The following is a 13,093-nucleotide window of genomic DNA, read 5'->3' as shown; positions in this document are numbered from 1 at the left end:
CGTGAAGCCGCGCCTCGGCAAGGCACAGGCGTCCTGCTGGGTATGATCGGCATCCTCCCGCTCCCTCTGACCGCCCCTCCCGGCGGGCGGCAATCGTCTGCCGCAAGAGGTTTATATTATTATCCTATGTTGAAAGTAAATATTTTAATTTACCACGCTGCGGGAGGCCATTGAGCGCAGAGCGCGTTTCCATGAAAACAATTTATAACAATTGCTTGCATTGTATGCGTGTCGCCTTGAAACCGTTCCATCGGGGGTAAATAATATTGCCGACCGCTGGCGCCGCGCGGTCGAGGAGTGCCGACCATGATCGCAGTGGATGTCTTTGAACCCATCGACCACGAATCGGTGGTCCAGATGGTAGTGGACAAGATCGAGACGATGATCGTGGACGGGGTGCTGAGGGGCGGCGCCCGCCTGCCGTCAGAACGCGAGATGGCCGACGCCTTCCACGTCTCGCGCCCGAAGCTGCGCGAGGCCCTGCAGATTCTCGAAAGCCGCAATCTCGTCACGGTCCGCCACGGCGACGGCACCTATATCGCGGAACTCACGGGACGGGCGATGTCGCCCGCCATGCTGGCCCTTTACGCGCGCCATGGCGAGGCGTTCCACGATTATCTGGAATACCGCCGCGAGCAGGAGGCATTCGCGACCCGCCTCGCCGCCCAACGCGCGACCGCGGCCGACAAGGAACGCCTGGCCGCGATCCGGGACGAGCTTCGGGTCGCCTGGGACGCTCAGGACCGCGAGGCCGAGCAGGAGGCCGATTTCCGGCTGCACAGCGCGGTCGTGGACGCCAGCCACAATACGACGCTGATCCACATGATGGCCTCGGTCTTCGACCTGACCAGGCGGGGCATCTTCTACAACCGCGACCTGCTGCGCAGCATCGACGGCACCGGCCGCAAGCTGCTGGACCAGCACCTCGAAATCATCGCGGCGATCGAGGCGGGCGACGCCGCCCGGGCCGACAAGGCTGCCCGCGATCACCTGGATTTCGTCGAGCAGTCGATCCGCCTTGGCCGGGAACTGCAACGCCGCGAACGCCGTGCCCGGATGCGGCTCAACTCGGCGGAGTGACGGGAGGGGAAGCGGCTAGTGGCACGGTGACGGCGCCGAAATGGGACACAGGCCGCAGAAGCGTGCCAGGATCGGTATGATCGGCAGAACCTGGCATTGATGATGGTCTGGGCAGCCTTCATCAATGCTGGTCTTGCCCCCGTTTCGCCGGACATTCAGGCGGTTGCGGTTCGAGCTGCGATGAACTCGCGGGGTGAGCGCATCTTCAGCCCTGAGTGCGGGTGGTGTTCGTTGTCGTCGTTTGATCCAGGCTCCGATCAATTCGGGAACGGTCCGTGCATCGGGCAGCGGCGTTACCTGTCGAGATGCCGTTGCTCTGCGGGCTTCGCACCGGGGTGAAGCAGGGCTTCAGGCCGAGCTGGCGGGCGAAGATCTGCGTATCCCTCGCGATGCGAGCCGTTGTCGGACAGCATGTCGATGACCGCAGGCGCACGGTATGTGCCGAACCGTCGCTCGACGGCCTCGAGCATCAGGTCCCGGATGGTGGGTGTGTTAGGCGGGAAATAAACACTGCTGGTTCATACCCCCAGAGGTCCTCCGGGGCTGCGGCAGTTCTGCGTCAGATTTGCGGCATCCTCGTCGAGCGTCCGTTTCCAGAGGTGCCGCACTTCCAGCAAGCCTTCAGGGCCTGGCTTTCCCTCTCCGGCGTCGCCGCGGGTCGTTGGCCGGGCGGCAAGGCCCGCACCTGACCTTAGCTGCGCTGGTGATCGGGGATCAGAACGAAAGCGAAAGGGACAGGCCATGGAATAGCCGCCGGAAATCGGCTTGAGTGGCCCGAAACAGGCAGGACCGATCTTGAACGTCGATGATTTCATTGCCCGCTGGACGGCCTCGGGTGGCAGCGAGCGGGCCAATTTCCAGCAGTTCGCCATCGAGCTGACGCAGCTCTTGGACGTTCCGGCCCCCAAGCCCGCGACGGCGGATGCGCAGAACGACGACTACCGCTTCGAGCGGCCCGTGACCTTCATTCATACCGGCACGCAGTCGCGCGGCTTCATCGACCTCTACCGGCGCGGCTGCTTCGTCATGGAAGCCAAGCAGGGCACAGGCGCCGCGCCCGAGGAAAGCCAGCTCGACCTGCTGGGCGGCGTCCCGGCCGTGCAGCGCCAGGGGCATGGCAGGCGCGGCTCCCGCCAGTGGGACGACACCATGCTGCGCGCCCGCAACCAGGCCGACGGCTATGCCCGCGCCGTGGCGCGCGAGGACGGCTGGCCCCCGTTCCTGCTGATCGTGGACGTGGGCCATGTGATCGAGGTCTATGCCGACTTCTCGGGCCAGGGGCAGGGCTACACGCAGTTCCCGGACGGCAACCGCTACCGGATCACGCTGGACGACCTGCGCGACGAGGCGACCCTTGCCCGCCTGCAAGCCATCTGGACCGATCCGCACAGCCTCGACCCGACCCGCGTCAGCGCCCAGGTCACGCGGCAGGTGGCCGAGCATCTGGCCGAACTGGGGCGGTCCTTCGAGGCGCAGGGCCATGCCCCCGAGGCGGTGGCGCGCTTCCTGATGCGCGCCCTGTTCACCATGTTCGCCGAGGACGTGCAACTGATCCCCGAGGGGGCCTTCTCGAAGCTGCTCCAGGACAGGCGCGGCCATCCCGAACACGCCGCCCCTATGCTGGAAAGCCTGTGGCAGACGATGAACACCGGCGGCTTTTGCCCGGCGCTGTCCTGCGACCTCAAGCGGTTCAACGGTGGCCTGTTTCGGGAGGCAACCGCCCTGCCCTTGTCCGCCATGCAGCTTGGCCTGCTGATCCAGGCCGCGTCCCACGACTGGCGCGAGGTCGAGCCGGCGATCTTCGGCACCCTGCTGGAACGCGCGCTGGATACGCGCCAGCGCCACAAGCTGGGCGCGCACTACACCCCCCGCGCCTATGTCGAACGGCTGGTGAACCCCACGGTGATCGAGCCGCTGCGGGCCGAATGGCGCGACATCCAGGCCGCGGCCGTCACGCTGGCAGGCCAGGACAAGCTGGACGAGGCCCGCGCGACCGTGCGCGACTTCCACCGGCGCCTGTGCGAGGTGCGGGTGCTGGACCCGGCCTGCGGGTCGGGAAACTTCCTGTATGTCGCGCTTGAACTGATGAAGCGCCTGGAAGGCGAGGTGATCGCCCTGCTGCGCGAGCTGGGCGAGGATCAGGGCGCGCTGGCGCTGGCAGGCCACACCGTCGACCCGCACCAGTTCCTGGGCATCGAGGTGAACCCCTGGGCCGCCGCCGTGGCCGAGCTGGTGCTGTGGATCGGCTACCTGCAATGGCATTTCCGCACCCACGGCAATGCCAGCCCGGCCGAGCCGGTCCTGCGCGACTTCCGCAATATCGAGAACCGCGACGCCGTGCTGGCCTGGGACGGCACCCGCCCCCGGCTGGACGGGGCGGGGCGCCCCGTGACCCGCTGGGACGGGGTGTCCACCATCCGCCACCCGGTCACGGGCGAACAGGTGCCCGATCCGGCCGCGCGGGTGCAGGTTCTGGATTACCTCAAGCCGCGCCCGGCCAAATGGCCCGAGGCCGAGTTCATCGTCGGCAACCCGCCCTTCATCGGCGCATCGCGGATGCGCGAGGCCCTGGGCGACGGCTATGCCGAGGCCTTGCGCGCGGCCTATCCCAAGATGCCCGAAAGCGCCGATTTCGTGATGTTCTGGTGGGAAAAGGCGGCCTTGGCCGTGCGGGCGGGCAAGACCCGGCGCCTTGGCTTCATCACCACCAATTCGCTGCGCCAGACCTTTAACCGGCAGGTGCTGGAACCGCATCTGGCCGACCCGAAGAAACCCCTGTCGCTGGCCTTCGCCATCCCCGATCACCCTTGGGTCGATGCGGGCGACGGCGCGGCGGTGCGGATCGCCATGACCGTGGCAGCGGCCGGATCATCGCCGGGGCGGCTGTTCACCGTCACGGACGAACGCCGGGGCGAGCGCGAGGCCGAGGGGCGGCCCGTCACCCTGTCCGGGCAGGTGGGCAAGATCCACGCCAACCTGCGGATCGGCGCGGATGTGGCCGGGGCAAGGCCGCTGCGGGCGAATGATGGCATCTCATCACCAGGAATGAAGCTGCACGGTGCGGGCTTCATCGTCACCCCGGCCGAGGCGCGGGCGCTTGGCCTGGGCACCGTTCCGGGGCTGGAGGCGCATATCCGCACCTACCGCAACGGCCGCGACCTGACCGCTAGGCCACGCGGCGTCATGGTGATCGACCTGTTCGGCCTGTCCGAGGCCGAGGTGCGGACCCGGTTTCCCGCCGTTTATCAGTGGCTATCTGATCGTGTGCGGCCCGAAAGGGATGCAAAGGCCGCGACTTCACCCGACAGCGCGCAATATGCCCGACTTTGGTGGCTGCATGGAAAGCCTCGCCCGCAGTTGCGTCCGGCCTTGGAAGGCTTGCCCCGCTACATCGCCACGGTGGAAACGGCCAAGCATCGTTTCTTCCAGTTTCTTGGCCATGACACCCTGCCGGACAACATGCTGATCGCCATCGGCCTGGACGACGCAGCCGCGCTGGCGGTGCTGTCCAGCCGCATCCATGTTGCCTGGGCCTTGAAGGCAGGCGGCACGCTGGAGGATCGCCCGCGCTACAACAAGTCGCTTTGCTTCGACCCCTTCCCCTTCCCAGATGCCACCGAGGCCCAGAAGACCCGCCTGCGCGCCTTGGGCGAGGAACTGGACGCGCATCGCAAGGCTCAGCAGGCCGCGCATCCCCGGCTGACCCTGACGGCCCTCTACAACGTGCTGGAAAAGTTGCGCGCCGGCGAACGGATCGAAGGGCGCGACCGGGAAACCTATGACGCGGGCCTTGTGGGCATCCTGCGGGACATCCACGACCGCATCGACGCCGCCGTGGCCGACGCCTATCGCTGGCCCGCCGACCTGGACGACGAGGCCATCCTGACGCGCCTGGTCGATCTGAACCGCGCCCGCGCCGCCGAGGAAGCGGCGGGCCTGGTCCGCTGGCTGCGCCCCGACTATCAGAACCCCGCAGGCCGCATTGCCGCCGCCAAGGGCCAGCAGGTCGAACTGGACGTGGGCGCGGCGGCCGAGGCCGCCGACAAGGCGCTGTGGCCCAAGGCCCTGCCCGAACAGATCGCCGCCGTCCGCGCCGTCCTGTCGGACATGGGCGAGGCCACGCCCGAACAGGTTGCGCGCCAGTTCAAGCGCGCCCGCGCGGCGTCGGTGATGCCCCTGCTGGAAAGCCTCAGCGCCTTGGGTCAAGCCCGCCTCATCGAAGGCGGGCGGTTCGCGGCCTGAGCCTCAGCCGAACAGCCGCTTCCAGAAGCCCCTGCGCGGCTGCGCAGGCGGCTGATCGGGCGCAGGCGCGGACCGCTGGTCGGCCAGCAACGCGGTTGCCGGCTGCCGCCAGCGGTCCTCGCGCAGGTTGGCGATCATGGCCTCCTTGTCGGACAGACGCTCATGCGCCGCCTCAAGGCGCACCTGCAACTCCCTGACGGACGGCCCTTTGTCGGGGTTTCCTCGGGTGTTCGGGGGGTTCGGTCGTGGTTCCCGTCAACGTTGAGGGGGTATACCCCGGTGCAACTCCGAAGGCGCGATCCGATACACGCCAGTCTCATCCTTGAGCGCGGAGAGGCGCCCGGATTTCATGGCTTTCGAGATCGTCGCCTTCGACTTTCCCGACGCTTTCGCAGCCGCGCCCAAGGTATACGCCAAAGGGTTCACCTTCGTTCAGGTTCAACACCTGTGAGACGTTTACTCTTTCCCCCTTGACCGAGACAAGCACAGGTCTATGGACCAAAACCAAGTCCAAGACTATCTTGTTTTCAGCTCAGGAGGTGCCCCATGCAGATGAACATCGCAGAGGCGAAGGCAAAGCTGTCGGAATTGATCGCCGCGGCCGAAAAGGGCGAGGACGTCATCATCGCGCGCGGCGGCCAGCCGGCCGTGCGGCTGGTTTCGGTCCATCGGCCCACCGTGCGCATCGGAATCGGCGATGGACTGGTCAGCAGGGTGCCGGATTTCCTCGCTCCCATGTCCGAGAACGAGCTGAGGGATTGGGAGTGAGAGCGGTCCTGCTCGACACCCATACCCTCATCTGGAGCCTGGTCATGTCCTCGGAACTGAGTGCCACGGCCCGGGACGTGATCGAGGCGGCGGACGTGGCCTATGTCGCCCCGATCAGCTTCTACGAGATCACGCAGAAGCATCGGCTCGGGAAGTGGCCGGAGCTTGATCCCGTCATCGGCAAGCTTCTGCCGCTCTGGCGCGCGCAGGGCACCGAGATCGCGCCCTACACGGCCGAGATCGCGTTTCTGGCAGGGGCGATGCAGTGGAGCCACCGGGACCCGTTCGACCGGATGATCGCGGCAACCGCCATCGCCTTGGCTTGTCCCCTGATCTCCAAGGACGCGGCGTTCGATGCTCTCGGCGGCTCCCCGGAATGGCACGGCCGGATCTGGGATGCGGCGGCCCTGCCCTCGCCCGCCTGACAAGGCTGGGTCGCGCCCACCTTGGGACTTCGCCGGTTGCGGGCAGGCTTGGACAGGGCCGCGTCGGCACGCGGATCTCGATGGATGGCCGCTGCAACCGTCATGTTCTGGTTGTGAGTCCTGAGCCGGGAACGTTTGACCCTCTCGCCTGTTTATTTTTCCAGATGATATCTTTTCGTTTACCTTGAGGAGTTGATCGTGGCCAAACTTGCGCTGTACGTGCCACTGAAGGCCAAGGCCGGAAAAGAAAGCGATGTCGCCGATTTTCTCACCTCGGCGCTACCGCTCGTTCAAGCCGAGCCCGGTACCCTGACCTGGTATGCGATCCAGGAAGGCCCCGGTGCGTACGCGATCTTCGATACGTTCGACACAGAGGAAGATCGGCAGGCGCATCTTGACGGAAAGGTTGCCGCCGCACTGATGGACAAGGCGGATGAGCTGTTTTCCGAACCGCCGCAGATCCATAAGATCACCCTGCTGGCAGCTAAATAGCAGAGTGCTCGGCACCATTCCGTCGGTCTTGGGCGTACGGCAGATCGCTGCCGTACGCTGTGCCGTGATGTGCGTGCTGTCGAGCTGCCTCAAGACAATTTATGGGGTCTGACCCTGGAATCTGAAGGGGGAGCTTTCAGAAAGCCACACAAATATTAGCGGAGCTGCGGGTGCCCACGCGGCATTGTACCTTAGTCAAGCAGGAGAAAGCCTATGCGCGCCCTCACTTTTCAAGGGACCGGCAAGGTCCAGGTCGACACTGTCGATGACCCGACCATCGAGGAAACGACCGACGTCGTGATCCGGGTCACTTCGACCGCGATCTGCGGATCCGACCTGCATCTGTACGACGGCTTCGTGCCCGAGATGCGCAAGGGCGACATCTTGGGCCATGAATTCATGGGCGAGATCGTCGCGGTGGGCAGCGGCGTCGGCAAGCACAAGGTTGGCGACCGGGTCTTGGTGCCCTTCAACATCGCCTGTGGCAACTGCGATTTCTGCCGTGTCGATGCCTTCTCGTTGTGCGAGAACACGAACCCTGATCACGAAAAGGTGGAAAAGCTTTATGGCCAGTCGGGTGGGGGGATGTTCGGCTATTCGCATCTTTTCGGCGGATACGCCGGCGGCCAAGCCGAACTGGTCCGTGTGCCGCACGCCGACGTGGGGCTGCTGGCCGTTCCCGAAAGCCTGCCCGACGAAAAGGTGCTTTTCCTGACCGACATCTTCCCGACCGGCTACCAGGCGGTCGAACAGATCGGCACCGGTCCGGGCGATATTGTGGCGGTCTGGGGCGCGGGGCCGGTGGGCCAGTTCGCCGTCCGCTCGGCGCTGATGCTGGGGGCGGAGCGCGTCTTCTCGCTGGACTTCGAAAAGGGTCGGCTGGCGCTGGCGCGCGAAGCGGGTGCCGAGACGATCGACCTGTCCGAACAGGACAGCTATGCGAGCCTGATGGAACTGACGGGCGGAAAGCTCCCAAATCGCTGCGTTGACGCCGTCGGGATGGAGGCACATGGCGCGTCGGTCATCGGTAATGTTTATGACAGGGTAAAGACGACGTTGATGATGGAAACCGACCGGCCGAACGCACTGCGCGATGCGATCATGTGCTGCCGCAAGGGCGGGGCTGTATCGATCCCTGGCGTCTATGCAGGACTGGTGGACAAGTTTCCCATCGGCGCCGCCTTCGGCAAGGGCCTGATGCTGCGGGGCGGGCAGACCAACACCCGCGCCTACATGGACCGCCTGCTAAAGCGGATCAAGGCGGGCGAGATCGATCCCAGCGTCATCATCACCCATCGTGGCACGCTCGAGGACGGTCCCGGCTTTTACGAGTCCTTCCGGGACAAACGTTCGGAATGTGTCAAGTGCGTAATGACACCCTGAGGTCTCGCTCCTGACCAGGTCACCCGGCGTCCTCCGCTTGTCGCGGTTGGCGTCGGACTCGACCGTGCTGCCATCTGCCATCGATGAGCTCACCTGCCCCGCCGACCAGGTCGGCATCCATGCAGCGCCAAACGGATACCGTTTGTAGGACATTGCCTTTGACCTGCCCCCCGGTCGTCCCTCGTTCATAACGAGAGTCCTTGGGGTTGATATTGGTTGGTTTCGGTGTGGCAAGCGCGCCGGGCGCGGAGTCCTCAGATTGCTCAAGCGCTCGGCGCGCGTCGGACGGGGTCTTGTTGCCCAGCGAGGAATGGGGCCTGACGTTGTTGTAGTCGTAACGCCAGAGGGCCAGTTCGCGTTGGCCCATTTCAGGATGGCCTTGCTGGTGAACTCGGTTCCGTTGTCGCTGACGGTGGCCCGGCGCCTAAACTTAGAAAGGATCGATGATGCGGAGCCTGCCTTCGACCAGCATGCCGTCCTGCATGTCCTCGCTCAGCAGTCGGTCGCAGCCGTTCACCAGTGCGGCCGCTACGATCATCGCATCATAAACAGAAAACCCGTAACGTGCACCCAAGGCCAAGCCAACGCGATGCACCTCGGCCGTCAGATCGCATACCGGACACACCGCTTGAACTTCGGCGAGAAACTCGGCGGCTTCGTGCCAGCTCATGCGGGCCTTGCGGATGCAGTTGGCCAGCGTCTCGTTCAGCACCTGCACACTGATCGTCCCGCCGCTGGCGACGACTTCGGCGGCGCGGTCTGCCTTGGGGCCATCGTCCAGCAGATAGAGAATGACGTTTGTATCGAGGAAATCAGCGCTCATTCGCCGCGTCACGGCACAGGCGGTCCGCAGCGGGCAGCCTGCCGCGGAAGCGACGCAACCCATCCAGGAGCTCAGCCGGCGTAGGTTGGCGTCGCACGATCAGATGACCCTCGGCAGGCGTCAGCTCGACCCGGTCGCCTTCCTTGAGGCCCATTTCACGGACCAGTCCAGCGGGCAGTCGAACCGCCAGCGAGTTTCCCCATTTTGCAACCTGCATCGGGCGGTCTTTCGGATGGATATACAGACGGTATATACATATCCATCCCTCTCGCCTTACTCAAGCGTAATGACCAGTCGACGTTCAACGGGCAACTTCAAGCGGTCGGTATCGGTGAAAACCCCGGACCCCAGCTGTTGTGGGAGGAGCGTAAGATCGCGCTTGCGCGCACGGCAGTCTTGGCGGACGTTGAGCGAACTGACGCGTTGGGACACCGCTATGTGGCACTGGACCATTGCCCTGATCACCATTGCGGCGGTTCCGGCCTTAGCCGAGGAGGCGGATTACGACCCGCGCTTTCTCGCTGCCTGTCTTTACCACATGGAGGGCGAAGCGGCGCGGGCGGGCTGCATCGGAATTGGCGCGCAGGTCTGTCTCGACAGTGAGCGCACCGACAGCGCGCAGCGGATGGCGGGATGCTATGCGGCCGAGCACGACGATTGGCAGGCCCGGCAGGACGCGGGCCTTGCCGGGCTGCGCGAAAAGCATAAGGCGCCTGACATGCTGACCGACGGTCTCGCCGCCCGTCAGGTCTGGGCGGCAGATTTGTGCGGCGCTTACGCCCTGACCGTCACCGATGGCGGAGAGACACTGGAGGTCGCGCGAGAGGAGTGTCTCATGCGGGAAACCGCGCACGCCGCCCTGACGCTTGAGCCTTACGTTCCGGTGGAGAGAGAGGAATGACGCGCCTGCTGCTGGCCGCGGCGTCACTGGCCCCTGCGCTGCTGGCCCCGCTACCGGCCCTCGCCCTTGCCTTCGACGACGAGCTTCTGCCAGCCTGCCTTGCCGCAGCGCAAACGCATGGCGCGCGCGAGGACTGCATCCAATTCGCGCATCTTGCCTGCCTGGACGCCGAGAGGGAGAAGGCCGAGGACCGGATCGGCTCGATGACCGCCTGCACCCAGGCAGCGACCGCCCAGTGGCAGGTTCGTCTTGACCGCGCTCAGGCCGCGCTAATGGCCTGGGTGCGTGACGGCTACGCCGAGAACCTGCCTCTGCTGGAAGCTGAGATCACGGCCTTTCCGGTGTTCCGGGACGCTGTCTGCGCCTATGAGGCCCGACACTACGCCCACGGCGAAGGCGGCCTGATCGCGGCCGAGGCCTGCGTGATGCGGGAGACTGCGCGACAGGCCCTGCGAATTGAATCCTGGAACGGTGGAGGCCGATGAGGGCCGGGACCGTCGTTCTGCTGGTTCTTCCGGCCACCAACCACGGTTGGCGGCCGTGGCCCCTGCATAAGGCCTATCTTTTGCCTCTGCTGCTGGCCTTCCCTGTGCTGGCGGCAGCGGACACTTTGTCCTGCCCAGCCGCGCTGGTCTGCCGCGAGGGTGTTTGCGAAACCGCTACCGGCGACGAGGGCGCGCGGCTGGTGTCGGAGGCGGGCTGGCTGGGCCTGTCGTCGGACGGGCCGCCGGTTGAGGTCACCGCGCAGGATTTGGATGGCGGCGTCACCCAATATGAGAGCCTCGACAGGGGTGAAATGATTGCGGTCCGCTTCGGCGATCTGGCATTCGACTATCGGCGCAGGACGCCGCGTGGTGTGCTGCAATTCAAGGGAAATTGCGTGGAATGACCGACCGAGCCAAGTAGGCGGGGTTTTGTCCCGGAATTCTGACTACGTCAGAATCCGCCGGTTTGGACGTGCCCCGGACGACCATTTTTTGACACGACCGACAGATTTCAGTCTGGAGTCGCTCCTGTACGAGAGCGTTACGAGCGTTGGTCTTGTGCGCCATCAAGCTTGCTGCACCGAGGAGACGCTGGTCAAGATACTCGACGGCTGCATCTGCTGCACGCTCCGCGACCGAGAGTTGCGGCGCCCGTATGGGCGCTGACTTGGGCACAGAGACGGAACCCGAACCGCCGCCCGGGGCGTTGCGCCGTCAGAAATCTGACAAACGTCGACTCGAGACAGGATCCTGCCATGACCCCCAGCTCGTTTATCAAGGCCGCCACGGTGATGGTGGCGATGGCCGTGCCCGCCCATGCGGACGACACGGTCAAGGACATCGTCGGCGGCATCGCCAAGCAATACCTGCAGCAGGAGCAGGACCGCGCCGCCTTCGCGCAGGCGCAGAGCGTCAACACGCTGAGCGCCTATCAGAGTTATCTTCGCCAGTTCCCGAACGGCGCCTATGCCAGCCATGCCCGCGACCGGGTCGAGCGGCTGGGCGGCACGACCCCGGCGGGCTCGGGCGGGGTGTCGCTGTCCGCGGCCGACCGGGTCGAGGTGCAGCGGCGCCTGAACGCCCTTGGGTATTCCACCGGGGGTACCGATGGCAGCTTCGGCCCCGGCACCCGCCGGGCCATCGCCCTGTGGCAGCGTGACCGGAACTATGCCCAGACGGGCACCCTGACCCGTGCCCAGGCGACCGAGATCCTGCGCGGCCGGTCGACCGGCGATGTCCCCTCCGCCGGTTCGGCGGCCGCGGCCGAAGCGGCCGGGGGCGGCAGCGCGGCCCAAAGCGAGCGTGCCTTGGGGTTGAGCATTGCGCAGCGCAGCGCGGTGCAAGCCGGGCTGACCCGGCGAGGCTTCGACACCCGCGGCGTGGACGGGACCTTCGGTCCCGGTACCCGTCGGGCGATTGCCAACTGGCAGCGCGCCAACGACCTGTCGTCGACCGGCTATCTGACCGGCGCCCAGTTCCAGCGCTTGACCACCCGCTGACGCCTTCCCCCGTGCCCTCACCGGACTAGGCGGGAAGACGGCCGCGGCGCTGCTCCAAGAAGCTGCATCTCCAGCGACTCGAGCCGCAGCAGGCTCCGCATGTGCTCTCGCGCCGCCGATCGGGGAAAAAAACCGCTTGGCCTCAGATATTGTGAGATGGCCGTTGCCCGGTGCGGCTGCGCGTGATTCCGTTGCCTGAGAGGGCGCAGAGGGCATGCCGGCTCCGCCCGGCGGCTCGAACGGCTGATTGGCGCCGACTCAGCGAGAAGCTGGACAGTCAGCGACGCGGTGTGGGCACTTGGGGTGTCAAATCCAAAAACTGCGACGGCACTTTGGCCATGGAGGGCACCTCGCTCCGCGCTTTTCTGGGGGGCGTACGTCTCGATCAGGCACCCCATGTCCTGAACCAAGGCCGGCACTTCAGCAGCAGCGGGACTGTGGTCACACGGACATTTTGCAGGCGCTTATCGCAGCGCTTCGGCCATAATGTGTCGACGCGAATGCGCGCACCCTGACAGACAGATCCGTCTCCCCACTGTGGTGTCAGTGTAGAGAGGCTCCTAGCCAGCGTACAACCGCCGCGAACGGGCTGCGCCCGGCACCGGTCCGGGCAAGCTCGCTAGTCGGTGCTTGCGGACTTTCTTGCGCCAGTCACGTAGAATCTACCCATTTTCCTACCTTTCCACCAGGAGCTCCAGATGGCTGACGCCCAAGGCCTGGGCCAGCTCGTAGAGGGTGATGACGGTCGGGTTACGTTTCCCGCGCTCGAGGCCGCTGAGGTACTGCTGGCTGAAGCCCGAGCGGGCCTCGACCTGCTCCTGGGTGAGACCCTTTTCGCGGCGGATGCGTGCGAAGTTCCGACCGACGAGGGCGCGCATGTCCATGGCGGACAGGATCGCGCTTCACATACTTTGATGTTATCAACTATGGTGTGTATTGATCGCCCTGCCCCATCCGATGGAGCCCCCTATGCTGGAACCGACGGCCGACCTCTG

General features: G+C 65.4%; 14 protein-coding genes and 2 pseudogenes. 10 read left to right on the top strand and 6 right to left on the bottom strand.

Features of this window, described 5'->3' with window-relative positions; translation table 11 throughout:
- Window positions 1-306: 306 nt before the first annotated feature.
- The gene (locus BLW17_RS16575) at window positions 307-1,080 is read left to right on the top strand and encodes a FadR/GntR family transcriptional regulator (RefSeq protein WP_036733451.1); all 774 of its coding nucleotides are present in this window, start codon (window positions 307-309) and stop codon (window positions 1,078-1,080) included.
- A gap of 155 nt (window positions 1,081-1,235) precedes the next feature.
- Here the strand turns inward: BLW17_RS16575 and BLW17_RS17960 are convergent.
- Window positions 1,236-1,562, bottom strand: a pseudogene (locus BLW17_RS17960) (IS3 family transposase); the annotation flags it as partial.
- A gap of 313 nt (window positions 1,563-1,875) precedes the next feature.
- Between BLW17_RS17960 and BLW17_RS16565 the strand changes: the two are divergent.
- Window positions 1,876-5,322 carry a class I SAM-dependent DNA methyltransferase gene (locus tag BLW17_RS16565; protein WP_036733454.1) on the top strand — a complete coding sequence of 1,149 codons (3,447 nt, stop codon included), beginning with the start codon at window positions 1,876-1,878 and terminating at the stop codon, window positions 5,320-5,322.
- Window positions 5,323-5,325: 3 nt separating this feature from the next.
- Here BLW17_RS16565 and BLW17_RS18860 read toward each other — a convergent pair whose 3' ends face one another.
- Window positions 5,326-5,460 carry a hypothetical protein gene (locus BLW17_RS18860; RefSeq protein ID WP_269429079.1) on the bottom strand — a complete coding sequence of 45 codons (135 nt, stop codon included), beginning with the start codon at window positions 5,458-5,460 and terminating at the stop codon, window positions 5,326-5,328.
- 408 nt (window positions 5,461-5,868) lie between these two features.
- Here BLW17_RS18860 and BLW17_RS16555 point away from each other — a divergent pair, with 408 nt between their 5' ends.
- The 4 genes from BLW17_RS16555 to BLW17_RS16540 all read left to right on the top strand — a co-directional run bounded on the left by BLW17_RS16555 (window position 5,869) and on the right by BLW17_RS16540 (window position 8,390).
- Window positions 5,869-6,090: a type II toxin-antitoxin system Phd/YefM family antitoxin gene (locus BLW17_RS16555; RefSeq protein WP_036733460.1), complete on the top strand. Its 222-nt coding sequence runs from the start codon at window positions 5,869-5,871 to the stop codon at window positions 6,088-6,090.
- Window positions 6,087-6,515 carry a type II toxin-antitoxin system VapC family toxin gene (locus tag BLW17_RS16550; RefSeq protein WP_036733463.1) on the top strand — a complete coding sequence of 143 codons (429 nt, stop codon included), beginning with the start codon at window positions 6,087-6,089 and terminating at the stop codon, window positions 6,513-6,515. Before BLW17_RS16555 ends, BLW17_RS16550 begins: the two co-directional genes overlap by 4 nt.
- Before the next feature lie 198 nt (window positions 6,516-6,713).
- Window positions 6,714-7,007 (top strand): putative quinol monooxygenase, encoded by a 294-nt coding sequence (locus BLW17_RS16545; protein ID WP_036733497.1) that lies wholly within the window; start codon window positions 6,714-6,716, stop codon window positions 7,005-7,007.
- A 213-nt stretch (window positions 7,008-7,220) separates the two neighbouring features.
- Window positions 7,221-8,390: a zinc-dependent alcohol dehydrogenase gene (locus BLW17_RS16540; protein ID WP_036733466.1), complete on the top strand. Its 1,170-nt coding sequence runs from the start codon at window positions 7,221-7,223 to the stop codon at window positions 8,388-8,390.
- A 185-nt stretch (window positions 8,391-8,575) separates the two neighbouring features.
- Here BLW17_RS16540 and BLW17_RS17515 read toward each other — a convergent pair.
- The 3 genes and pseudogenes from BLW17_RS17515 to BLW17_RS16525 form a co-directional block, all read right to left on the bottom strand.
- Window positions 8,576-8,801, bottom strand: a pseudogene (locus tag BLW17_RS17515) (integrase core domain-containing protein); the annotation flags it as partial.
- Window positions 8,802-8,820: 19 nt separating this feature from the next.
- Window positions 8,821-9,213, bottom strand: a complete 393-nt coding sequence (locus tag BLW17_RS16530; RefSeq protein ID WP_036733469.1) for a PIN domain-containing protein — start codon at window positions 9,211-9,213, stop codon at window positions 8,821-8,823.
- Complete coding sequence (locus BLW17_RS16525; protein ID WP_074827059.1) at window positions 9,203-9,430, bottom strand: AbrB/MazE/SpoVT family DNA-binding domain-containing protein; 228 nt, start codon at window positions 9,428-9,430, stop codon at window positions 9,203-9,205. Before BLW17_RS16525 ends, BLW17_RS16530 begins: the two co-directional genes overlap by 11 nt.
- Window positions 9,431-9,649: 219 nt before the next feature.
- Here BLW17_RS16525 and BLW17_RS16520 point away from each other — a divergent pair, with 219 nt between their 5' ends.
- The 4 genes from BLW17_RS16520 (at window position 9,650) to BLW17_RS16505 (ending at window position 12,098) form a co-directional block, all read left to right on the top strand.
- Window positions 9,650-10,114, top strand: coding sequence for a hypothetical protein (locus BLW17_RS16520; protein WP_036733472.1), 465 nt, complete (start codon window positions 9,650-9,652; stop codon window positions 10,112-10,114).
- Window positions 10,111-10,599 (top strand): lysozyme inhibitor LprI family protein, encoded by a 489-nt coding sequence (locus tag BLW17_RS16515; RefSeq protein WP_036733475.1) that lies wholly within the window; start codon window positions 10,111-10,113, stop codon window positions 10,597-10,599. The genes BLW17_RS16520 and BLW17_RS16515 overlap by 4 nt, the downstream gene beginning before the upstream one ends.
- Window positions 10,596-11,003: a hypothetical protein gene (locus BLW17_RS16510; protein WP_036733478.1), complete on the top strand. Its 408-nt coding sequence runs from the start codon at window positions 10,596-10,598 to the stop codon at window positions 11,001-11,003. Before BLW17_RS16515 ends, BLW17_RS16510 begins: the two co-directional genes overlap by 4 nt.
- A 351-nt stretch (window positions 11,004-11,354) precedes the next feature.
- The gene (locus BLW17_RS16505) at window positions 11,355-12,098 is read left to right on the top strand and encodes a peptidoglycan-binding domain-containing protein (protein ID WP_036733481.1); all 744 of its coding nucleotides are present in this window, start codon (window positions 11,355-11,357) and stop codon (window positions 12,096-12,098) included.
- Between the two features lie 674 nt (window positions 12,099-12,772).
- Here the strand turns inward: BLW17_RS16505 and BLW17_RS16500 are convergent.
- A complete protein-coding gene (locus BLW17_RS16500) occupies window positions 12,773-12,982 on the bottom strand; it encodes a helix-turn-helix domain-containing protein (protein WP_036733484.1) in 210 nt (69 codons plus the stop codon).
- Between the last annotated feature and the right edge of the window lie 111 nt (window positions 12,983-13,093).

It is taken from the genome of Paracoccus sanguinis, assembly GCF_900106665.1.
Lineage (GTDB): Bacteria > Pseudomonadota > Alphaproteobacteria > Rhodobacterales > Rhodobacteraceae > Paracoccus > Paracoccus panacisoli.
Note: the sequence above shows the minus strand (reverse complement) of the source record. Positions and strands in the feature narration are given on the sequence as shown.